The organism is Streptomyces sp. LUP30 (assembly GCF_001746365.1).
GTDB lineage: Bacteria > Actinomycetota > Actinomycetes > Streptomycetales > Streptomycetaceae > Streptomyces.
In genome coordinates, this window is the sequence record NZ_MJAJ01000001.1 from 371,977 (window position 1) to 393,688 (window position 21,712).

General features: G+C 69.5%; 15 protein-coding genes. 9 read left to right on the forward strand and 6 right to left on the reverse strand.

The annotated features are described in order from the left end of the window. Position 1 precedes the first annotated feature (1 nt). The 6 genes from BG482_RS01650 to BG482_RS01670 all read left to right on the forward strand — a co-directional run bounded on the left by BG482_RS01650 (position 2) and on the right by BG482_RS01670 (position 7,237). Positions 2-868: a carbohydrate ABC transporter permease gene (locus tag BG482_RS01650; RefSeq protein WP_069766960.1), complete on the forward strand. Its 867-nt coding sequence runs from the start codon at positions 2-4 to the stop codon at positions 866-868. Beyond that, positions 868-2,607 (forward strand): DUF2264 domain-containing protein, encoded by a 1,740-nt coding sequence (locus tag BG482_RS01655; protein WP_069766961.1) that lies wholly within the window; start codon positions 868-870, stop codon positions 2,605-2,607. The genes BG482_RS01650 and BG482_RS01655 overlap by 1 nt, the downstream gene beginning before the upstream one ends. Beyond that, positions 2,604-5,258 carry a discoidin domain-containing protein gene (locus BG482_RS01660; RefSeq protein ID WP_069766962.1) on the forward strand — a complete coding sequence of 885 codons (2,655 nt, stop codon included), beginning with the start codon at positions 2,604-2,606 and terminating at the stop codon, positions 5,256-5,258. Before BG482_RS01655 ends, BG482_RS01660 begins: the two co-directional genes overlap by 4 nt. A 185-nt stretch (positions 5,259-5,443) precedes the next feature. Beyond that, the gene (locus BG482_RS40320) at positions 5,444-5,773 is read left to right on the forward strand and encodes a hypothetical protein (protein ID WP_256096174.1); all 330 of its coding nucleotides are present in this window, start codon (positions 5,444-5,446) and stop codon (positions 5,771-5,773) included. Continuing rightward, on the forward strand, positions 5,770-6,408 hold the full coding sequence (locus BG482_RS01665) for an SMI1/KNR4 family protein (RefSeq protein WP_069766963.1): 639 nt from the start codon (positions 5,770-5,772) through the stop codon (positions 6,406-6,408). Before BG482_RS40320 ends, BG482_RS01665 begins: the two co-directional genes overlap by 4 nt. Positions 6,409-6,574: 166 nt before the next feature. After that, complete coding sequence (locus BG482_RS01670; protein ID WP_069766964.1) at positions 6,575-7,237, forward strand: hypothetical protein; 663 nt, start codon at positions 6,575-6,577, stop codon at positions 7,235-7,237. Between the two features lie 124 nt (positions 7,238-7,361). On the opposite strand, the gene BG482_RS01675 is transcribed toward BG482_RS01670, so the two are convergent. The 3 genes from BG482_RS01675 to BG482_RS01685 all read right to left on the reverse strand — a co-directional run bounded on the left by BG482_RS01675 (position 7,362) and on the right by BG482_RS01685 (position 14,352). Next, positions 7,362-9,986 carry a right-handed parallel beta-helix repeat-containing protein gene (locus BG482_RS01675; RefSeq protein WP_069766965.1) on the reverse strand — a complete coding sequence of 875 codons (2,625 nt, stop codon included), beginning with the start codon at positions 9,984-9,986 and terminating at the stop codon, positions 7,362-7,364. Between the two features lie 334 nt (positions 9,987-10,320). Next, positions 10,321-13,041: a sugar-binding domain-containing protein gene (locus BG482_RS01680; RefSeq protein ID WP_069766966.1), complete on the reverse strand. Its 2,721-nt coding sequence runs from the start codon at positions 13,039-13,041 to the stop codon at positions 10,321-10,323. Between the two features lie 129 nt (positions 13,042-13,170). Further along, on the reverse strand, positions 13,171-14,352 hold the full coding sequence (locus tag BG482_RS01685; RefSeq protein ID WP_069766967.1) for an ROK family protein: 1,182 nt from the start codon (positions 14,350-14,352) through the stop codon (positions 13,171-13,173). Between the two features lie 225 nt (positions 14,353-14,577). Between BG482_RS01685 and BG482_RS01690 the strand changes: the two genes are divergently transcribed. Further along, complete coding sequence (locus BG482_RS01690) at positions 14,578-16,032, forward strand: APC family permease (protein ID WP_079141498.1); 1,455 nt, start codon at positions 14,578-14,580, stop codon at positions 16,030-16,032. 396 nt (positions 16,033-16,428) lie between these two features. On the opposite strand, the gene BG482_RS43345 is transcribed toward BG482_RS01690, so the two are convergent. Beyond that, the gene (locus BG482_RS43345) at positions 16,429-17,037 is read right to left on the reverse strand and encodes a hypothetical protein (protein ID WP_069766968.1); all 609 of its coding nucleotides are present in this window, start codon (positions 17,035-17,037) and stop codon (positions 16,429-16,431) included. Positions 17,038-17,374: 337 nt separating this feature from the next. Between BG482_RS43345 and BG482_RS01700 the strand changes: the two genes are divergently transcribed. After that, positions 17,375-18,502, forward strand: coding sequence for an NADAR family protein (locus BG482_RS01700; protein WP_069766969.1), 1,128 nt, complete (start codon positions 17,375-17,377; stop codon positions 18,500-18,502). A 1,079-nt stretch (positions 18,503-19,581) separates the two neighbouring features. Here BG482_RS01700 and BG482_RS01705 read toward each other — a convergent pair. Together BG482_RS01705 and BG482_RS01710 are read right to left on the reverse strand one after the other, a co-directional pair. Further along, entirely contained in the window at positions 19,582-20,418 is an 837-nt protein-coding gene (locus BG482_RS01705) for an NAD(P)H-binding protein (RefSeq protein ID WP_069766970.1), read from the reverse strand. Next, positions 20,415-20,840, reverse strand: coding sequence for a nuclear transport factor 2 family protein (locus BG482_RS01710; protein WP_069766971.1), 426 nt, complete (start codon positions 20,838-20,840; stop codon positions 20,415-20,417). Before BG482_RS01710 ends, BG482_RS01705 begins: the two co-directional genes overlap by 4 nt. Before the next feature lie 87 nt (positions 20,841-20,927). On the opposite strand from BG482_RS01710, the gene BG482_RS01715 reads away from it, so the two are divergent. Further along, entirely contained in the window at positions 20,928-21,536 is a 609-nt protein-coding gene (locus BG482_RS01715) for a TetR/AcrR family transcriptional regulator (protein WP_069766972.1), read from the forward strand. Positions 21,537-21,712: the final 176 nt, after the last annotated feature.

Consider the following 21,712-nt stretch of genomic DNA (forward strand, 5'->3'; position numbering starts at 1 on the left):
GATGACCGTTCTGTCACGCGGCACCCGCGCCCTGTTCCTGTGCGGTGCGGCCGCCTTCTTCGGACTGCCCCTGCTCTGGCTGCTGCTGGCGCCCACCCGCACCGCCGACGACCTGATGACCGGCTCACCGCTCGGCTTCGGCTCCCTCGGAAACGTCGGCCACGCCTGGTCGCACCTGACGTCGTACAACGACGGCGAGATCACTCTGTGGATCGGCAACTCGATCCTCTACGCGGCGGGCAGCGTGGCCCTCGCCCTGCTGCTGTGCGTGCCCGCGGGCTATGTGCTCGCCAAACACGACTTCGCCGGCCGCCGCATGCTCCTGACCCTGTCGGTGGTGACGATGATCCTGCCTCCCGCCGCCCTGGTGCTCCCGCTGTACCTGGAGATGTCGGCGCTGGACCTCACCGGCACCGTCTGGTCGGTGATCCTGCCCCTGTCCTTCTACCCCTTCGGCGTCTACCTGGCCTTCCTGCACTTCCGGGCGAACGTGCCCGACAGCCTGCTGGACGCCGGACGGGTGGACGGGGCGAGCGAACTGCGGCTGTTCTGGTCGGTCGCGGTGCCCCTGGCCCGGCCCGCCATCGCGCTGATCGCCTTCTTCGGCTTCGTGCGCTGCTGGACCGACTTCTTCCTGCCGTTCGTGATGCTGTCCGACGACCGGACGTTCACCCTCCAGCTCGGCCTCATGTCCCTGCTCCAGTCGACGGGCGCGGTCAACAACTCCAGCGGCTTCGCCGACCTCGACATCCACCAGCCGGAGGCGGCCCTGGCCGGGCTGGTGGCCTGCGCGCCGCTGCTGATCGGTTTCGTGCTCGCCCAGCGCTTCCTGCGCACCGGGCTGCTGGCCGGGGCGGAGAAGGGCTGATGGGCGACGTACGCACCGAACTCGCCGACCACGTCCGCGACCTGGTGGCGCCCGTCGTGCCCCGCTTCAGCGCCGGCCGGGCGCGGGTCAGCCTCGGCGTGAACACCGCGATCCATGACGACACGGCCGCCGAGCTGGAGTCGTTCGCCCGCCCGTTGTGGGGCCTGGCACCCCTGGCTGCGGGCGGTCATGCCGTGCCGCACGCCGAGTTGTGGGCACGGGGACTCGCGCACGGCAGTGATCCCGCCCATCCCGAGTACTGGGGCGAGCCGGCCGACCACGACCAGCGTCTCGTCGAGATGGCCGCCATCGGTTTCGCCCTCGCGCTCGCCCCCGAGCAGTGGTGGGACCCGCTGAGCGGTCCCGAACGCGACCGGTTGGCACGGTGGTTGCTCAGCGCGCTGCACCGGGAGGTCTCCGACAACAACTGGCACTTCTTCCCGGTCCTCGTCGGCCTCGGCCTGGACCGGATCGGGGTGTCCTACGACCACTCGCTGACCACCGCGCGTCTCGACCGCCTGGAGACCTTCCGGCTCGGCGACGGCTGGTACGCGGACGGCCCCACCGAACGGCGCGACTACTACGTGCCCTGGGCGATGCACTACTACGGGCTGCTGCACGACACCCTCACCGGCGGCGACCGTTTCCGGGAACGGGCCGCCCGGTTCGCCCTCGACTTCCGCCACTGGTTCGCCGACGACGGCGCCGCCGTCCCCTACGGCCGCAGCCTCACCTACCGCTGGGCGCAGGCCGCCTTCTGGGGCGCGCTGCCGTTCGCCGGTGTGGACGCCCTGCCCTGGGGCGAGGTCAAGGGGTACCTGCTGCGCCACCTGCGCTGGTGGCGCGGACGTCCGGTGACCGGACCCGACGGCCTGCTGTCCATCGGCTACGGCTATCCCCAGCCGGCGCTCGCCGAGCAGTACAACGCGCCGGGTTCGCCGTACTGGTCGCTGAAGGCGTTCCTGCCGCTCGCCCTGCCGGAGCGGCACGCGTTCTGGACGGCGGCGGAGAAGCCGCCGCCCGTCCTGCCCGCCGTCAGCGCGCAGCCGCACGCCGGGGCGGTGCTGATGCGCGCCTCCGGTGACGTCACCCTGCTCGCCGGCCGCCAGCACCACCCGTGGGTGCGGCACGGGGCGGAGAAGTACGCCAAGTTCGCCTACTCCTCCCGCTTCGGGTTCAGTCTGCCCGGCGGCGGCCTCGGACTCGAACAGGGCGCCCACGACTCGATGCTGGCGCTCAGCGACGACGGGGCGCACTACCGGGTACGCGAGGAGCCGGCCGGGTCCTGCGTCACCGCGGACACGGTCCTCAGCACCTGGCGCCCGTGGCCCGACGTGGAGATCACCACCTGGCTGACGGCCGCCGCGCCCTGGCACGTACGCACCCACCGGATCCGCACCGGCCGCGCCCTGCACAGCGCCGAGGGCGGCTTCGCCGTCGACCGGGACGCGGCCACCGACCGGGGCGCCGGGCCGGCACAGGCCCGGGTGTCGGCCCCCGCGGGACTCACCGGACTGCGGGACCTCGACGGCCGGCGCCGGGGTGAGGTCGTCGAGTGCCTGCCCGGCACGAACGTCCTCGCGCGCCGCACCGCGATGCCCGTGCTCAACGGCCGGCTTCCGCCCGGCGAACACTGGCTGCGCTGCGCCGTGCTCGGCGCCCCGGCCGGACCTCGAGCGGAAGAAGCCTGGCGGAACCCTCCGACCACCGCACATCCGACGACTGGAGACGGGACATGAGACCGAGAGACCTGTCCGTGCTCGCCGCCGTGACCGCGCTGCTGGCCCTGCCGGTCCAGGCGTACGCGGCGCCCCCCGGCCAGACCTACCACGTGAGCACCAAAGGCAGCGATCACGCGTCCGGCTCACAGAGCCGTCCGCTGCGCACCATCGGCGCCTGCCTGGACCGGGTCCGCCCCGGCGACACCTGCCTGATCCACCACGGCACCTACCGTGAACAGCTCACCCCGCCCTCGGGCACCGAGAGCGCCCGGATCACCCTCGCCGCGTACGGGGACGGCCCGGTGACCGTCGACGGCACCCAGCCGGTGACCGGCTGGAAGGACGCCGGCGGCGGACTGGTCGCCACCGACACCCGGCTGCCGCTCGACCCGGACTTCAACGCGGTGTTCGTCGACAACACCCGTGCAGCGGAAGGACGTTGGCCCAACTCCGGCGCCGATCCGCTGAACGCCACCTGGGCCGAGGCCGACACCACCTCCACCGACCAGCACATCGACGACACCGACCTGCCCGACGCCGACTGGAGGGGCGCCACCGTCCACCTGTGGGCGGGCTCCAACCCCTGGGCCCAGCAAACCGGCACGGTCACCGCCACCGCGCCCGGCCAAGTCGACTTCACCGGCGGCAACTACCGCTGCCCGCCGCTGTGCATGGGCAACCAGACCTACCGCAACTACTACCTCGTCGGTTCGAAGGCGGCCCTCGACCAGCCGGGAGAGTGGTACTACGACCGGACCGCACACCGCCTGTACCTGGTCCCCCCGAAGGGCGGCCTCGCCGGACACACGGTGAGCGCCAAGCACCGGCTGTGGGGGGTCGACCTGAGCCACAGCTCCTACGTCACCGTGCGCGGTCTGAACCTGCGGGGCACGTCCCTGCGAACAGGCGCCGACAGCAGAGGCGTTGTCGTGGACGCCCTGAACGCGACCGACATCTCCGAGTTCTCCACGCTGCCCATGCCGGCCGACAGCGACCTCGCCATCCCGCCCTTCGAGGGTCACATCGTGGCCTCCCGCATCCTCGACTCGGGCGTCCAGATCCTCGGCAGCGGCAACACCCTGGAGCACAGCGAGATCAGCCGCTCGGCCGGAAACGGCGTCCTGGTCCGCGGCACCGGCAACACCGTCACCGACAACTACATCCACGACGTCGGCTGGATGGGCAGCTACACGCCCGGCATCGAGATCAACGGCAACGGCCACACGGTCACCCACAACACGATCCGGCGCACCGGACGGGCAGCGATCGACACCGCCTGGCAGCTCAACGGCACCGAGTTCCACGACAACCGCATCGCCTACAACGACCTCTCCGAAGCGATGCGCACCTCCCGCGACGGCTCCCCCTTCTACGTGTGCTGCAGCCTCAACGGCTCAGGAACCTCCATCGACCACAACACCGCGCACGACGCCGACGGCCAGAACGGCTTCTACGTCGACAACTACTCCGGCCACTTCAGGCTGCACCACAACGTCGCCTGGAACACGGGCAGTCGGGGCGCGTTCTTCAACGGCCACACCGGACCGAGCATCGCCAACGAGGACCACAACTCCAGCTACGGCGTCGGCATCAACGTCAACTCCGTGTCCCTGGGCGGCGCGACGGACGCCTCGGGGTCGTACTTCAGCAACATCGTGGGGCCCAAGCCCGTAAGCGCAACGAAGACCGGCGATCCGCTGCCGGTGGTCCGCTCCAACCTGATCAGCGACAGGCCCGGCTACACCGATGCCGTCAACGGCGAGCTGTGGCTGACGCCCGGCTCACCCGCCGTCGACGCGGGCGAGACGATCGACGGCATCACCACCGACGTCGTGGGCGCGGCCCCCGACCAGGGCGCCTACGAGTACGGGGCACCCCTCTGGTCGACGGGCTGCGACCTGCCCGGCTGCCAGCAACGGGTACGCCACGGCAACTGGAGCGCCACCGCGAGCGACGGCACGGACGCCTCCGCCACCGTCGACGGCGATATCAACACGCGCTGGACGGGCGTCGCCCCGCAGGCCGCGGGGCAGTCGCTCACCGTCGACCTCGGTGAGAGCAAGACCTTCCGCCGGCTCTCCCTCGACGCGGGCCGCGACACCAGCGGACAGCCGTACGGCTTCACCCTGTCCGTCAGTGTGGACGGCACGCACTTCGGTGACCCGCTCGCCCGGGTCTCGGGCCGCTCCTTCACCCAGGACGCGGTCCTCCCCCGCCAGACCACAGCGCGCTATCTTCGCCTCGCCCTCACCGCGAGCGGACCTGCTCCCTGGGTCGTCAACGACATCCGGCTCTACGGCGACGGGCCCGACGCCGCTTCGACGCTCCAGGCCGAACAGGCCACCACCGTGCGGGGAACGGAACGCGGCACGGCGGCCACCGGCATCCTCGGCTCCGGCGACCGGCTGGGCTTCCCCTCGGCGAACGTCCGCGGCCGGCGCCTCACCCTCCGTCTCGCGCCCGCCTGCTCCGGCGACTGCTCGCTCGAGGTACGCCTCGACGCGGCGAACGGCCCGATGGCCGCGGTGGTCCCTGTCGCGGGCACCGGCGGCTGGCAGGAACAGTCGGTGACCCTGCGAGGCGAGATCACCGGCACGCACGCCCTCTATGTGGTGGCGAAGGGGGGCGGCCGGGTCGCCGCGCTCGACTGGCTGACCCTCCGCCCCTGACGCACCGCGGCACGCACGGACCGGTCAGCGGACGCATCGACTCGGTGGAGTGGAGCCGGACATCCTCGGTGCGCACCACGACATCACAGTCCACTCAGTGGCCGGCTCCCGGCCGAGCATGCCACCTCGTCAAAGCGCCGATCGTGCTGGTGTGGGACCGCCTGAAGGCCCACGTCTCCCGCGTCATGCGTGAGCTGATCGCCGAGCACGAATGGCTGACGGCGTTCCTGCCACCCGCCTACTCAGCCGACCTCAACCCCGTGGAAGGAGATATGGGCGCACGTCAAACGCAGTCTGGCCAACCTCGCCGTGGTCGCCCTCGTCCAGCTCGAAGTCCTCGTCCGAAACCGCTCCAAACGACTTCAGTACCGGCACAGCACCCTCGACGGCTTCACAGCGGGCACCGGCCTGCCCTCCGACAATCCGACGTCAGCCCAGCCGAATCCAGTTCGCCATCCGCAGGCTCATCAGTGCATGGCAGCGCCACCACCGTGACTCGTAGCGTTCTCATATGACCGACGACCTTCATGCTGTCCTCGCCCGGATCGATGCCTGGCTGGAGGCCAACGCGCCCGCGGACCTTGCCGCCCTGAACCCACCCGCCGCGCAGGACGACATCGACGCCATCGCCGACCGTCGGTTCACCCTGCACCCCGATCTGGTGACGTGGCTGGGACGTCACGACGGGGTCACCGCCACGAAGGGCCATGGCGGTCCCGGCGTGATCCTCCCCGAAGGGTTCATCCTGCGCGGCGCCGAGGGAATGCGTGCCGGTCAACGAACGATGGAGGAAGCAATAGCCGAATGGGTCGACGAGAACGAATCGGAAGACCCCGGCCTGCGAGACATCTACGACGGGGTGTACGGGTACCTGTTCCACGTCCGATGGGTCCCGATCGCCACGGACATCACCGGAGGCAAGCTCATCCTGGACCACCGTGAGGGAGACCGGTTCGGGAACGTGCTGTACGGCCTGCACGCTGGGGACACGGAGGGTCCAGTGAAGGTGTGGGACAGCCTGTCGCACATGTTCCGGGACCTTCTCGACGCCCTGAGTGAGGGCACGGAGATCCGCTTGCCCAGTTATGCCGGTCCGGTGACACCACACCTGACCGGCACCGGCGATCATGCCTTCGTGAGGTGGGAGTAGCACAGAGCGGCGGTCCGAAGCATGACACGTCGGACCGCCGCCTTGACGTGCGGTCGGGAATCATGCCGCATCGGAGAGTTCAGCGAAAGTCACCCTGACGACCCCCTGCCGATGCATTCGCACGCGCGGGTGGGGGCGCACATCAACCTGCATGCGGTCCGACCCTGTGACGGACCTGAACGTGGCCGAGAAAACGGTGAGCGACATCGACCACATACGGGTCAGCGGCACGGGCGGCTGGATTCGCATCACAGGGGCTCAAGAGCCCGTCCTGTACGTTCTCTGCAGCTCGTCGGCGTCGATGCTTGTAGAGGCGAGTGCCGAGCGTGCGCCACAGGAGGCGGGCAGGGGCGGGCATGTGCGAGAGGAACAACTGCCGTTGCTGCGCGGTCGCGTCCTCCAGGATCGCACCGAGGAGAATCAGGAGTTCGGCCTTGGGCACGCTGCGGCGTCCGCGCTCACCGACCTCGGACCACTCCTGAGCGGTGATGTGGTCGGCCATCAGGGGCAGGAGGTGCTCTTCCTCGTCGTCCATGTGAGCGACGGCGTACCCGTCGAGTTCGCGCAGGGCTCCGGCGAGGAGCAGGGAAGATCCTCACCCCCGCTGGCTGGGCGTGCGCGCCCGCTCGGCCGGAAGGTGCGCTGGTACGACGCACCGGATGTGGTGCGCACGCCCGGGTTCACCGGCGCGCGCACCATCACCTCCCATGTGCGCACCACGGTGTGCCGTCTGAGGACGTGGCGCACCGCGACGCGCACCGGTGCGGCGGCCACCACTGCGCCGTCCGCCTCAGTGTCCGCCTCCCATCAGCTGGCTGTGCCCGAATAGTGCGTACGGGGCTGGCCCGGACCCGGCGGCGTAGCTGGACCGGATCGAGGGGTATTGGACCCTTCGCCGACCGAGTCCTCGCCTTCAATGAGTTCCGGCCGCTCGGGTCCCGGCCGTCGGTGGGCTACCCGGCGGTCGTGGTCCCGCTGACCGTGGCCGCGGGGCCGGTGCCCGCCGCCGTGACCGCGGCGACCGTCACGGTGTAGGCCGTGCCGGGCTTCAGTCCGCCGATCACCCGGAACATGCCCTTGGCGGAGGGCTGGGTGACCAGGACGTCCCGGCCGGTCACCGCGATCGGGTCGCGTCCGTCGGAGACGGTCACCCGGTATCCGACGATCTTCGCGTCACCCGTAGCGGTCGGCGGTGTCCAGGCGAGGGTGGCGGCCGTGGCCGCGGTGCGCAGTTTCGGGCTCGTCGGTGCGGCGGGCAGCGCGCTCGCGGCTGTCGGGCTCAGCGGTGCCGAGGCGAACGAGGGAGCACTGGCGCCCTGGTCGTTGCTCGCGGTCAAGGTCACCGTGAAGGGTCCGCCGCCCGTCGGCAGGCCGCCGATGCGCAGCAGGGCGGTCCGCTTGAACTCGGCAGCGGGGACGGACTGTTGGGCGACCTGAAGGCCCGCGGGGTTGTACGCCCGTGCCGTGTAGTCGGTCACCGGCGAACCGCCGTCCGTGAAGGTGGGATTGAAGGTCACGTACAGCGCGTCGGCGCCCGCCGTGCTGGTGCCGACCCGGGCCGGCGCCTCGGGCACGGAGACGCCTCCGACGCGCAGGGTCAGCAGGTGCCGGTAAGCGGGTTCGAGTCCGGCGTTCGCGAGGACGTCCGGCGGCACGTCGGACAATCCGGCCGTGATCTTGTTGCCGCTGGTCACCAGGCCCTTGTTGTCCCCGTCAGCGGTGCCTTCCTCCCACCAGTTGTCCTTGATCATGGTGGGGTCGTTGTTGCCGAGGCTGTCGCGGTAGTCGGTGTGCCGGGAGGCCACGTTGGCGTAGGAGGCGCGGTAGAGGACATTGCCCTCGACGGTCTCGTAGGTGCAGCCGTTGTCGGTGTAGACGCTCTTGCCCAGGCCCCACTGGTCATGGATGACGTTGCCGGTGACTTTCTCCCCGTCGGACAGGGAAGTGCCGGTCAGGCCCTGGGTGTAGACGCCACCGCCGTCGTCGAGCAGTTGCATGTAGTCGAAGACCAGGTTGTCGCGTACGGCGTTGTCGTGGCTGGGGTTCGGGGTCGCGGGATCGCCGATCTTGTCGGGCCAGCCGCCCCAGCCCATGGAGATCGCCGAGTACGCGACGTGGTCGATCTGATTGTGGGCGACGGTGGTGCGCTGGGTGTAGCCGTTGAGGATGCCCACACCGCCGTGGTACTCGCGGGGCAGCCCGTAGAGGTGATTGTTCGTCACTCGCACGCCCGACGCCGGGGTCTGTCCGTCCACTCCGCCGATCTCCAGCCCGTTGCCGGACACATCGGTGAAGACGCTCCCCCCGACCGAGGAGTCCACGCTGCCCGCGCCCAGTTCCAGTCCGGAGGCGCCGAGATGGGCGAAGACGTCGTCGGTGAACTCCACGCGCTGGTCGTGGGTGAAGGAGACGTTGCCAGGCATCTTGGTCCAGGAGGCGAAGGGGCAGGTTCCGCCCTGGACGTACTGGCACAGACCCTGTGTGGCCCAGCCGCGGTCGCCGGTGATCGTGTAGCCGGCCTGGATCTCGGAGAAGCCCTCCGGCCGGGACGGCGTCAACCAGGTCGCGTAGCTGAACCTGATGCCGCGGAAGGTGATGTCGTGGACGGGGGCGTTCGCGGTGCCGCGTCCGTCGAGGAGCTTCTCGGCCGCGGCTGCCTCGACGTCGGCGCGGCCGAGGTCCTCGCCCTTGCGCGGAAGGTAGTAGACCGTGTCGTCGCTCTTGTCGAGGTACCACTCGCCGGGCTGGTCGAGGAGTTCGTAGGCGTTCTCGACGTACGACGGCTTGCCGCCGTCGGTGAGGTGGCCGGGGCCGACCATGCTGACCGTGCGGCCGGGGATGTCGGGGAACTCGACCCGTTTGTTGGAGTTGTCCCAGCAGGGCTGCGCCATGGTGATGGTGGCACCGTCGGCGGAGGCGATCGGGCAGCGCGGCTCGGTCCACTGGCCGAGCCCGTTGCGCTCGACGTTCCACAGGGCTTCGCCGCTGGTGTAGACGAACTCGGCGTCGGCGGGACGCTTCCAGTGGGCGAGGGCGTCGGAGGAGGCGGTGTAGCCGGTGGCGGTCTGGGTCAACGTGACCGGCACGGCCCCGCGGGCCCGCTGGGCGCGCACTCCGTCGACATACAACTGCCGTGTGTCGGTGAGTCCTCGGGGAGCGGGAGCGGCCCACAGTCCCTTGCGCCCCGGGGCCCGGTGCCATCCGGCCACCCGGAGCCCGCCGCTGATGACCGTGTCGCCGGCGCCCTGCCAGATCACCCGGTGCCCGTTCGTCCCCGAGTCGCGGGCGTCCAGCACGAGCGGGCCGGTGCGGCGGTAGGTGCTCGGCGCCAGATGGACCGTCAGGTCGGCGCGCAGGCCGGCGACGCGGGCCCGCACCAGGTTCCGGGCCCGGTCCAGAGTGCGGACGGGGTGCCGGGCGCTGCCGTCGGCGTGGTCGTTGCCTCCGGGTGCCACATAGACGTCTGCGGAGGCGGCAGGGCCCGGAGTGCCGAGCGCGTGAGCGGCGAGCCCCGGTGGGCCGAGGGCCAGGACGGCGGATACGAGGCTGACGAGGGCGGCTCTGCGGTGCGTGGGCATGGACCCTCCCGTGGGATCACCGGAACTCAACCCCCGGAAAGGTAGGACCACTTGGAGCTCAGGTCAATGCAGTTGGTGAAATTACGGGCCCCGGGTGGACACATCTCGGCAATTCATCGGGTCACTTCAGTCGCAGCGAAAAGTGCCCCGGTGGTGAAGGTGGACCGGTCGGAAGAAACGATGCCGCCATGTCCGGCCAGAAAGCCCTCGGATTGCCGCGGGATCCAGGCAGCCGGCAGCCGGTGCTGGAGATGCCCCCGGCTCGGAGGACCGGGTCTTGAAGCAATGAGCTGAACCCCACAGGGGTGGGCCGGGCCGGCCCACCCCTGTGGGATCAGTCGGCCGGTACCGTGCGCTCCGGCGTGTTCCATCCGGAGACCCGCACCCGCGGCGGGGACCCGTGCAGATCGGTCGTCCGGTACGTGGCCGTCAGGGTGAGCGACTCTCCGGGCCAGAGACTGACCTCGTTGTCGGACCACCGCACCGGCAGCACCGGCTTGCCCGCCCCGTCCACCAGGTGCACGTCCGTCAGCAGCGACGGCGTCCTGCCGCCGTCCGTGTTGCGCACGGTGACCGTCGTGGTCGACGTGTCACCCGACGAGGTCGTCGACGCCGTCGCCGACACCGGCGCCTGCGCCATGGCGCTCAGCCCCTTCAGGTCCGCGTAGCTCGTCGTGGGCGTGTAGTACCAGTCCGTGTTGTCCCAGTCGAGCGTGTCGGGCTTGGTGGACAGCCAGTAGACGTTGCGACTCACCTCCTTGCCCGTGGGGTCGCTCAGGACCAGGCGTGCGAGGTACGTCGTCGACAGACCGCTCACCGACGAGGGCAGCGTGAGTGCGGTGGCGCGTGCGCCGTCGCCGCCCACCGTCACTCCGGTGACGGTCTTGTCGTACTTCTGAGTGCCGTCGGTATTGAAAAGCGTGGCGCGGGCGATGAGGCCGGACGCGGAGGGGTGCCGGTTGTTCACCACGACGACCGAACGGTTGTCGTACGAGTACTGGACGTGCAGCGGCTCGTTGGCCTTTTTCGCCCCGAAGTAGGCGCCGCCCTGGTCGAGGTACCGGTCCACCAGCTGCCAGTGAAGCGAGGTCCAGCCGCTGTTGAACATCCAGTAGACGACCCCGGTGGAGGGCTTGGAGGAGTCGGTGGCGTTACGTCCGTACGCCTCGAACTGGGCCCGGACGTTCTCGTACTGGGCCAGCTGCGCCTTGTGCACGTAGTCGGTGAGGCTGCTCGGCGCTCCGTAGCGTCCGGTCAGCGCGTCATCGTAGAGCTTCAGGGAGCTGAAGGTCGACGACGGCGAACGGTGGTACTGCTTGGCGCTCGGGTTCTTCCAGAGGGTGTCGAGTTCTGCCGGGCTCATCATGCGGCGCAGTGTGTCGGGCGTGGGGACGTCGGGGCCGGCGCTGGTCTCGGAGTTGAATCCGGTGGCGCCGCCCTCGCGCTTGGCGTACCAGTAGTTCGGCGGGATCCAGTCGTAGGGGCCGGACATCTTCATGCCCGAACGTCCGCTGGTCGGCGAGGAGTTGTCGGAGGCCGCCGCGACCACCGGGGTGGGCCAGTCGGCGGCCTTCAGCGCGTCGAGGTAGTACTTCTCGATCGTCGCGTCGGGAGCGAAGTCGCTGCCGATGAGGAAGGAGATGACACTGGGGTGGTCGCGCAGCCGGGCGGCCTCGGCGGCCATCGACGCCCCCGCGACCGGGTAGTCCTCGGCGGTCCACTCGTCGCCCGGCTCGCCGCCGTTGACGTTCCCCTCCCACTTGTCGCAGCACTCCCAGCCGGGCAGCGTGAGGATGCCGTACCGGTCCGCGAGGTCGAAGAACTCGTCCGGCTCGATGTGCCCTTCGAGGCGGATGGTGTTGAGGCCGAGGTCGAGCGCGTACTTCAGCCGGTCTTCGGCGTATGTCCTGTCCCAGCGAAGGAACTCGTCGGGCGACCAGCCGCCGCCCCTGATGAGCAGTCTGCGTCCGTTGACGCTGTACTGCCGGGCGCCGTCGGAGTTGAGGGGGGCCTTCACGTCGCGGATGCCGAAGTTCTCGTGCGCCGTGTCCGAGACCAGGCCGGCGACGGACGCGGTGAGGTCGAGGGTGTACAGGGGCTGTCCGCCCATGCCCGCGGGCCACCACACCTTCGGTGAAGTCACGTGCAGCCCGGGGACCTCGGCGGGAGCGAAGGTGACCGTCTTGGTCGCGTGGGCGGCCAGGGAGACGGACTTGCTGAACGAGATCGGGCCGATGCTGCCCGAGACGGTGGTGGTGACGGGCGAGTCCGAGTCGTTGCGGGCCCGGGCCTTGACCGTCAGGTCCGCGGTGGAGAGGGACGGCACCTCGAGGTCGGTGACGATGTGCGCGTCGCGCAGGGCGACCGGGCCGCCGCGCCGCACCAGCACATCGCGGACGATCCCCATGTTCTCGTCGGGCGGCGGCTGCAGCCAGTCGATCCAGCCCATGGTGAGGTTCTTGCCGGGGTTGTTGGGCTGGATGCGGAAGGCCACCGTGTTGGCACCCGTGCGCACCAGTGAGGTGACGTCCAGCTCATGGCGGGTGTAAGCGCCCGTCACGTCGGCGGCCTTGGCGACCTGCCGGCCGTTGACGTAGACGTCGGCCGCCGAGATCACCCCGCTGAAGTCCAGATACGTACGCTCGGAGGTGTCGGCGACCGTGAAGTCCGAGCGGTACCACCAGGGAACCTGGAAGTCGGCCTTGGGGATCTGCTGCTGATTGGTCGAGTAGAACGGATCGGCGTACTTCCCGTCCGCCAGCAGCGCCGCGAGCACCGTGGAGCGGGAGCCGGACGGATACCAGCCGCTCGCCGGATAGCCCGGGGAGGAGACGGCAGCCGCGGAGTCGGTGACCTTCGCGGTCGACTGGATGGCGTAGCCCGACAGGGCGGTGGCACTGCCTGTGCGGGAGGCGACGGCGGTGGTCTGCGCCCGGCGGCTGGGCGGTGACGCGTCGCGGGCCCCGGCCCACGCGCTCGTGGAGAGCGTACAGAGCAGGCCCAGGGCGACGGCTGCCGCGGCGAGGCGGCGTCGGGCGGCAGGGCGGTGGAACACGTCTGTCTCCTAGGGAGGTGGGGGAGCATCCGCGCTACGGCACTGCAAGTTAGGAAACTTTACTAACTCCGCCTCAAGCTAGGGGTCCGGGCGAGACGTGTCAACCACCGTTGCCGGTGCGCGAGGTGGTCAGGACTCCGATCGGCGCTCGAACACCACGTCCCGCGCGGTCCCCAGGGCCGTGGCCACCGCGCCCAGCAGCACCGCGTCCTCGCCGAGCCGACTGGGTACGATCTTCGGCCGCAGGGGGGTGAGCGCGCGCAGGTTCTCCCGCACGGGGCGCAGCAGCAGGTCCACACTGTGCCCCACGCCGCCGCCCAGGACCACGAGATCCGGGTCGAGCACGGCCGCGGCCGCCGCGACCGTGTGCGCGATCCGCTCGCTCTCCAGCTCGACCGCCTTGACCGCGGCGGAATTTCCCTGCCGGGCCGAGTCGAACACCGCCTTCGCGGTGAGCTGCCCGGTCATCCCGAACCTGCGCGCCGACTCCACCACCGCCACCCCCGAGACGGCGTCCTCCAGCGTCCGGAGCCGCTGCTGTCCTGGCCACGGCAGGAACCCGATCTCCCCGGCACCGCCGTGCGCCCCGGTGAACACCCGTCCCTCACTCACCACGCCCATGCCGAGCCCCGTACCGATCATGATGTACGCGAAGAGCCTGCTGCCCGCGCCGACGCCGTACGTGTACTCGCCGAAGGCCGCCAGATTGGCGTCGTTGTGGACCTCCAGCGGTACGCCCAGCTCCTCACGCATCCGGTCGACCAGCCCGGCCCGCCCCCAGCCCGGCAGATGCATCGCGAAGCGCACCCGCCGCCGCTCCGGGTCGTACACGCCCGGCGTGCCCACCACGGCGTGGGCCACCTCGCCCTGGGCGACACCGGAGTTCGCCACCACCTGCCGGGCTGTGGCGACCACGAGATCGGCCAGGGCGCCGGAGGAACGGGCCCGGTTGCGCACGTCCGCACGGGCCACCAGCTCGCCGTCGAGGTTGGCGACCGCCACCCGCAGCCAGCTGCGCCCGATATCGATGCCGAGTGCGTACCCGGCGGACGGATCCGGGGCGTAGAGGACGGCGACCCGGCCGCGTTCCGGCGCGTGCGTGCCGACCTCGTGCACCAGGCCTGCCTCCGCCAGGGCCGCCAGCGCGCTGGAGACGGTCGGCTTCGACAGGCCCGTCTCCCGGGCGAGTTGCGCGCGTGAAGCGGCGCCGGCGGAACGCAGCCGGTCCAGGAGCAGGCGCTCGTTGGTGCTGCGCAACCGCTGACGGTTCCACGGCTGGTCCGGCTGCTCGGCGACGTCACTGGCGGGCATCGCACCATTCTCACGCATGCGGGGCACCCTCTTGACGCATCTAGTAAGCCTCCTTAACTTTATCGCCCAAGCGAGAGTCAGTACCTGAGAACAGGCTCTCAGCCTCGCCGGGCAGCCAAGGGGAGCCCAGCGTCGGCCCGATACCCGCCGCCCTTGATCCGTCGGCCGCCGAGTAGCGCCGGTCGGCACGTCGAACCTCTCCCCGCGTCCGCTTCAGGAGGACCCATGTCCGGTAGCCCGCCCCCCGAGGGTGGCTTCGTCCGCCGTGTCGGCCTGTTCCAGGCGACCGCCATCAACATGAGCCAGATGTGCGGCATCGGGCCGTTCGTGACGATCCCGCTGATGGTCGCCGCGTTCGGCGGCCCGCAGGCGGTGATCGGCTTTCTCGCCGGCGCGCTGCTGGCCCTCGCCGACGGCCTGGTCTGGGCCGAACTGGGCGCGGCGATGCCCGGTTCCGGCGGCAGCTACGTATATCTGCGCCAGGCATTCCAGTACCGCACGGGTCGGCTGATGCCGTTCCTGTTCGTCTGGACGGCGATGCTCTTCATCCCGCTGATCATGTCCACCGGCGTGGTCGGCTTCGTGCAGTACCTCGGCTATCTGGCACCGGACATGGGCAGGACGACCGGCGACCTGGTCGGCCTCGGCATGATCCTCGTGGTGATCATCCTGCTGTGGCGGGGCATCGAGCACATCGCCCGGATCACGGCCGTGATGTGGGCCGTCATGATCACCTCGGTCCTCCTGGTGATCGTGGCCGCGGCCACCGACTTCAGCGCGGACCTGGCCTTCACCTACCCGGCGCACGCCTTCGACCTCACCAGCAACCACTTCTGGCTGGGCTTCGCCGCGGGCCTGACGATCGGCATCTACGACTACCTCGGGTACAACACCACCGCCTACATGGGCGCCGAGATCAAGGACCCAGGCCGTACGCTGCCCCGCTCCATCATCTTCTCCATCGTCGGCATCATGGCGATCTACCTGCTGCTGCAGATCGGCACACTCGGCGTCATCGACTGGCATCGGATGACGGACCCGAACGACATCGCCTCCACCTCCGTCGCCTCGGCGGTCCTGGAGAAGACCTGGGGCAAGGGGGCGGCCGACACGGTCACGGTCCTCATCCTGATCACCGCCTTCGCCTCCGTCTTCACCGGTCTGCTGGGCGGCTCCCGGGTCCCGTACGACGCGGCCCGCGAACGGGTCTTCTTCCGTCCGTACGCCAAGCTGCACCCGAGGCACCGCTTCCCCATGCTGGGCCTGGCCACCATGGGGATGGTGACGGCGATCGGTTTCCTCATCGGCCGCCACACCGACCTGGCGACGCTGATCCAGCTCCTCACCACGGTGATGGTCCTCGTCCAGGCGCTCGCCCAGATCGCCGCGGTGACGGTCCTGCGCAGGCGGCAGCCGAACCTGCGCCGCCCGTACAAGATGTGGCTGTACCCCCTGCCCAGCCTGGTCGCCCTGGTCGGCTGGCTGGTGATCTACGGCTATGCCGACAAGAACTCGCCCGGCCGCCATCCCATCGAATGGTCGCTGGCCTGGCTGGCCCTCGGCATCGTGGCGTACCTGCTGTGGGCGCGCTTCGAAAAGGTCTGGCCGTTCGGACCGAAGGAGATCACGGAGGAATACCTCACCGCGCCGGTCCAGGACGCGGAGCCCGCGCAGGCGTGAGACAGGGCGGGCGTACGGGCGCCCGCCGGGGTGGCCGGCCCGCACGGGTTCCGGGCCGGCCACCCCGTACGCACGCCCTATGACCGCGATAAGCACAGGCCCGGCTGCTTGGCACAGCACACCGCCCTGCGGATCACTGTCGCCGGAACGCCCTCGTGGTCGGCAGCAGACCTCGAGGCCCTCCTCGGACACGTACTCGTCTTCCACGGAGTGGGCGCGATCGGCAAGACCACCTTGTCGAGGACACTGGAGGGGGCTCTCACCGACACCGGTCGGCCCCGTGCGATGAGTTCCCGTTCGCCTCCAGCAAGGAAGGTGCCGGCATCGGGGACGGGAACTTCTCCGTCCGCTATGTGCCGGGCAGCAGCCGTTCCCCCCAGGCGCGCTTCGAGTCGGTCAGCGCAAGCCAAGCGGCGGCTTACCGTGCCGGGCGGCGAGCTGTTCTCGTCGGCTGACCGGCGGTGCCGGAGCTGGTGCTGTCTGTTCTCCAGACGGCGTGAAGACGACTGCGTACGCCTCGTACCAGTTGCTGGTCTCGTCGTGCTTCGAAGTGGCCTCGAACCGGTCGCGAGAGTCGGCCCGTCCCTGGGCCCACACCTGTACTTCGTAGGTACGGGATGGATCGAGAGCGAGGTATGCCTCACCCGGCTCAGACAGCCGACCGAAGGCGTCGATCGATGCCTCGGCCGGTTCGGCCGGACCGTTCATCGTGTCGAACGGGACCATCCGGCCTGTGTAAACAGGCCGGTAGCGCTCCGAGGCAAGCAAAGTCCAGGGGTTCCCTGGGGCTTCGCCCTGCCGATGACTCAGGGCCAGGACGACGAGCGCAGCGTGCTCTTGCACGCGGGTTCTGATCACGATCTGGCCGGGACCGACGATGACCGGCTCGTCAGACCGGAAGTCTGGTCTGCTCTCCCTGCGATCGAATCCCGGCTCCCACAGTTCGCCGACGGGAAAGTGGCCGTACTCCACGCTGACAGCCCCCGCATGACTGATCTCTGGCATGGCAAGAGCCTGCCAGGAGTAGCGCCTTCGGTGCACAGGCACCAGTCAGCCGAAGTCGGAACGCGAACGGGGGTCGCGCGCACCTTCCGTGCCGGCATCCCAGCCAGTGCAGCCGACGGCTTCGCCGCTCTCTTCAGCTCCACGGATGTGTCTCCGATGGTCAAGTCTGCGGTGGTCACACCCCGCAACGTCCGACCTCGGAGATGGCACGACAACCGATTTCCCCCGGCCTGGCGCCGCGCCCGATCGACCTCGGCGACCCCATGCTGAACTGCCTGAATTTCCCCAGCCGGAATATCCCGATCTTGCAGGAGTGCGGACAGCTAGCCTGTCGCGCATGGGGATACGACAGCGGACGTGGCGGAACGTGGACGGCGAGCGTATTGAGGGCACCTGGCGGCACGCCTTCATCCGCAACGGCGGCAAGTACTTCCTCACCGATCTGCTGATCTACGCCGACGGAATGGTCGACTGCTGGGGGCTGGAGACTCTGGAGGGTTTCGCCGACAAGCTCGCCTCCGGATGGGTCGCCACCGACCTGCCCGAAGGCGCCCGGGCATCGGCCCACCACCTCGCCTCGTGGAAGTTCGCCGAGCCGAGGAGCTGGCTGACGCCTGAGATGCTGCTCGGCGAGGTTCGCGACGATATCGACAATCTCAACGGCCGTCCGGACTCCACCGGCCGCTGCCTCGCCGCCGTCGACGTCTTCCGGGAGCAGCCGACCGAGGCCAACCGGACCGCCGTTCGTGAAGCTTACGAAGCCATCCCGGAACACCTGCGTAGATACGCCCTGGGTGACATGGACCGCAAGGACTTCCCCCTCCGGGTGATCGTGACCGGCCCGGAGAACCAGATCGAGCTGTGGAACGGAAACACCGTCGATGTCACCGACGAGATGCATGCCTCCGCCTTGGAGTACTTCGCGGAGCGCGAGCAACTGCGGAAGCAGCACGAGACGAAGACACCCGCCGACGGCCCGACTGAACCAGTCGAAAGTAGCGTCCATCTCAACCAGACGGTCTTCCCACGCGGCTGGCCCGAGAACCCGGGCACCCTCGTACTGCGCAATGAGTTCCCCGCGCCGATCGTCTTGAGTAACCGGACCTACCCCACGGTTGCGCACGCCTACTGGGCGCTTGCGGTCCCCGACGAACAACGACAGGCTGAGATCCTTGGCGCCGAAAGGCCGCATGACGCGCAGAAACTCGCTGAGGATTCCACCCTGCGCGACGACTGGCCCCAGGTTCGGGTCGCCGTCATGACGCGGCTGCTGCGTGCGAAATTCCAGCAACATCCCGAGTTCGCCGAGACGCTGATGGCCACAGGCGCCACCCGCCTGATCTACACCGAGATCGGATCGACCTTCTGGGGTCAACGCGGGCTCGAAGGACGGAACTGGATGGGCCGACTGCTGGAGCTTGTCCGCTCCGAACTCGTCGCCGCCAAGCTGAACATCCTGCAATGACCGACCGGACCAGCCAGGTGCAGATCACCTCACTCGAGTGACACACCACCGCGTGAATCGGCACCCGGCGGTGGGAGCCTCATGCGACGGGCTGGCGTTGGCCCTGTAGGGGATGACGTGACGGGCCGGCGGTGCGGGGTGGCTCGTCATGCGTCGACGCCGATGATCATTAGGACGGCTCCGGCCGACACCATGTCTCCCGCCCGACCCACAACTCGCACACCACGCCGGGGACCGGAGAATCGAGCTCCAGTGAGATGTTGCTCGTCTCCACGTCCGCTACCCGCCTGACCGCCCTCCACCCGGTCTCCCACGGTCACATGGATCTGCGAGACCAGCAGTTGGTCCTGATCCCACTGTTCACCCGGTGCCGGCGCTTGTGGAACGAGGAGAGGTGTCGGGTCTTCCACTGGTCACCTCCACAGGGGGCCCTGGTGGCCTGCGAGACGTGGACGACACCCGAGAGCCGAGCAATGCGGGGCGAGGCTACTGCTCGCGCACATATCTGCCCAGTGTGACAGGCCTGTCGGCTGTGGCCTCATCCCAACGGCGCAGTGTGCCCGGCTCACTTCCGGCGCGTGGCACGGACTCGTTGTCGTGGTGGTGGCCAGTGGCGCCGGTTCCCGCGCCCTGTGATGCGCGCAGCCGCGGGGGCGCCTCGCTCGCCTGGCCGGGACCGGTCCTGCGGGCTCCAAGAGCCGCATGGCGGGGCGCTGCCGGAGCGCCCCAGGCACCGGGTCGGGGGGCGGCGGAAACGCCTACAACTGGGGAGGGCCGTGGCCGTGTCGCGGTCGTTGTTCCACACGTAGACGCGACGTGGGTGGTCAGCTGGTGCGCCCGGGATGCCCGTTGGTCAGCAGCGTGCTCCAGCCCCGAGCGAAGACCGGGAATCCGAGGTTGGCCCGCCTTGGCTGGCGAGCCATGCAAGGAAGGCACCGGCCTGAGTGACTTCCTGCAGGCGCCGCATCTCCGGACAACCGATCCCCATGCAGGGATTGCGCGTGACCCTCGCGGCCGCACATGGCACGAGCGATGCGGTCAAGCGGTCCGCAGGTCGTCCCGGCACATCAGCTGCTGCGTCACATCTCCCTCTCGAGAAGGGCACGGAAGGTGCGTGCCGGACGACCGGTGAGGCGCTGGACGGTGTCGGTGAGGCGGTCCTCTGCCCCTTCGGCGATGGCGCGGTCCATGCCGGCCAGCATCACGGCGAACTCCACCGGCAGCTGCATCGTGAGGTGATCGCGCATGTGCTCGTAGGACAGACGGCGGTGGACGACGGGCCTGCCGGTGACCTCAGTGATGATCGCGGCGATGTCGTCGTAACTGAGCGCCTCCGGTCCGGTGAGGACGAGGTCGCCGTTGGGAGCGTGCGCGTCGGTCAGGGCGTGGGCGGCGACGGCCGCTATGTCCTCGGCGTCGACGAAGCCCACCCGGCCGCTTCCGGTTGCGGTCCGGATGATGCCGTCTTCACGGATGCTCGCGGAGTGCGCGTGCGCACCGGTGAAGTTCTGCATGAACCATGAGGGCCGGAGCACCGCCCACTGTTCGAACAGATCGGGCAAGGCCTGGTGGACCTTTCCCACCGCCGGGCCGCCCTCGGGTATGGCCGAAGAGCTGAGGAGCACCGCGCGGTGTACGCCGACGGTGCGGGCCTGCCGGAGGAACGGCAGCATGACGGTCGCCGGGTCGGAGTCGCCCAGAGGCGGTATCACGTAGACGCGGTCGACTCCTTCGAGGGCGGCGGCGTGGGTGGCGGGGGCGTACCAGTCGAAGGCGACCGGCTCCGTGCCGGGGACCTGGGTGGCATGCCGGCTGGCGGCTTTGACGTGGTGGCCGGCGGCGGTCAGCTGCGCGGCGGTGCGGCTGCCGGTGGTACCGGTGGCACCGATAACCAAGGTGGTGCCGGTGACGGTCATCGGCTGCTCCCGGTGAAGTCGGTGCCGGGCGCGAGGACGGCCAGGGGGTTCCAGTAGTCGCGGTAGGAGGCGATGCGCCCGTCCCTGATGGTGACAACGGCGATGTAGGTCATGTCGAAGGCGCTGCCGGTTTCCACCAGGCGGCCGACGCCGCGCATCTCGACCACGATGATCTCCGGATCGGTGGTCTCGTGGATCCGCAGCTCCGGGAAGTCATGCAGATCGATGTGGTCGGGGTAGTCGCGCATGTAGGCGGCGATGGCTTCCCTGCCCTCCAGGCGCGCGGGCCAGCCGTCGGGGGCGAAGGGAAACTCCATGACGCCGTCGTCGGCCCACAGGCCGACCCAGCCGGGGACGTTCTTGTCCAACAGGAGCCGCAAGCTGTGGCGGTAGAGATCCGCCGGAGAAGTTGGTGCGGACATGGGTGTCCTCCGTCTTGTAGAATCCGGACCTCGGGTCCGTTTTGAATATACGGACCCGAGGTCCGTTTCTCAAATGGAAGGGGCAACGTGCCCGAGCGCAAGCCCCGCAAGGACGCCGCCCGCAACCGGGCGGCCATCCTCGCGGCCGCCGACACCCTCTTCGCCCGCCTCGGGAGCGCCGAGGACATCACCATGGCCGACATCGCAGCAGCGGCCGGCGTGGGCAAAGGCACGCTCTTCCGGGCTTTCGACGACCGTCCCGGGCTGCTGCGCGCGCTGTACGAGGCGCGGCTCGAACCGCTGAGGGAGGCCGTCGAGACCGGCCCGCCGCCCCTGGGGCCCGCCACCCCACCGCGGCAACGCGCACTCGCACTGCTCGACGCCGTCCTGTGTTTCAAACTCGACAACCGCCGCCTCGCGCTGGCTCTGGAGGAAAGCGGGAACAGCAGCCCCTACCAGGCGGAGCACTACGAGCGATGGCACGGCCTCCTCCGAGCCGTACTGGAGCAGGTCCCCGGCCTGACCGACAGCGACTTCACCGCCCACGCCCTGCTCGCCGCCACCCGAGCCGACCTCGTCGAGCACCTGGCCGGACAAGAACGCATTCCGCGGGAAAGAATGCGCGCACAGTTCGCAAACTTCGTCACCAGAGTCCTGGCCTCCGGCCCGCTGCAAGGGTTGACCGCCGAGGAGTGATCGAGGGACGGCGAATCCTTGGTGGCCAGCGGGAGCCTCTCGCAAACGGTCATCTGCGCGAGTTCCGCGCGAACCTCCGGAGCGATCACGTTTGCGCAGGTCGCCGTTCGCGGAAGTCCTCTCAAAACTCGGACAGCGGTGTCCGTGGGGCCCGGTCAGACTCGCAGCAGACCAGG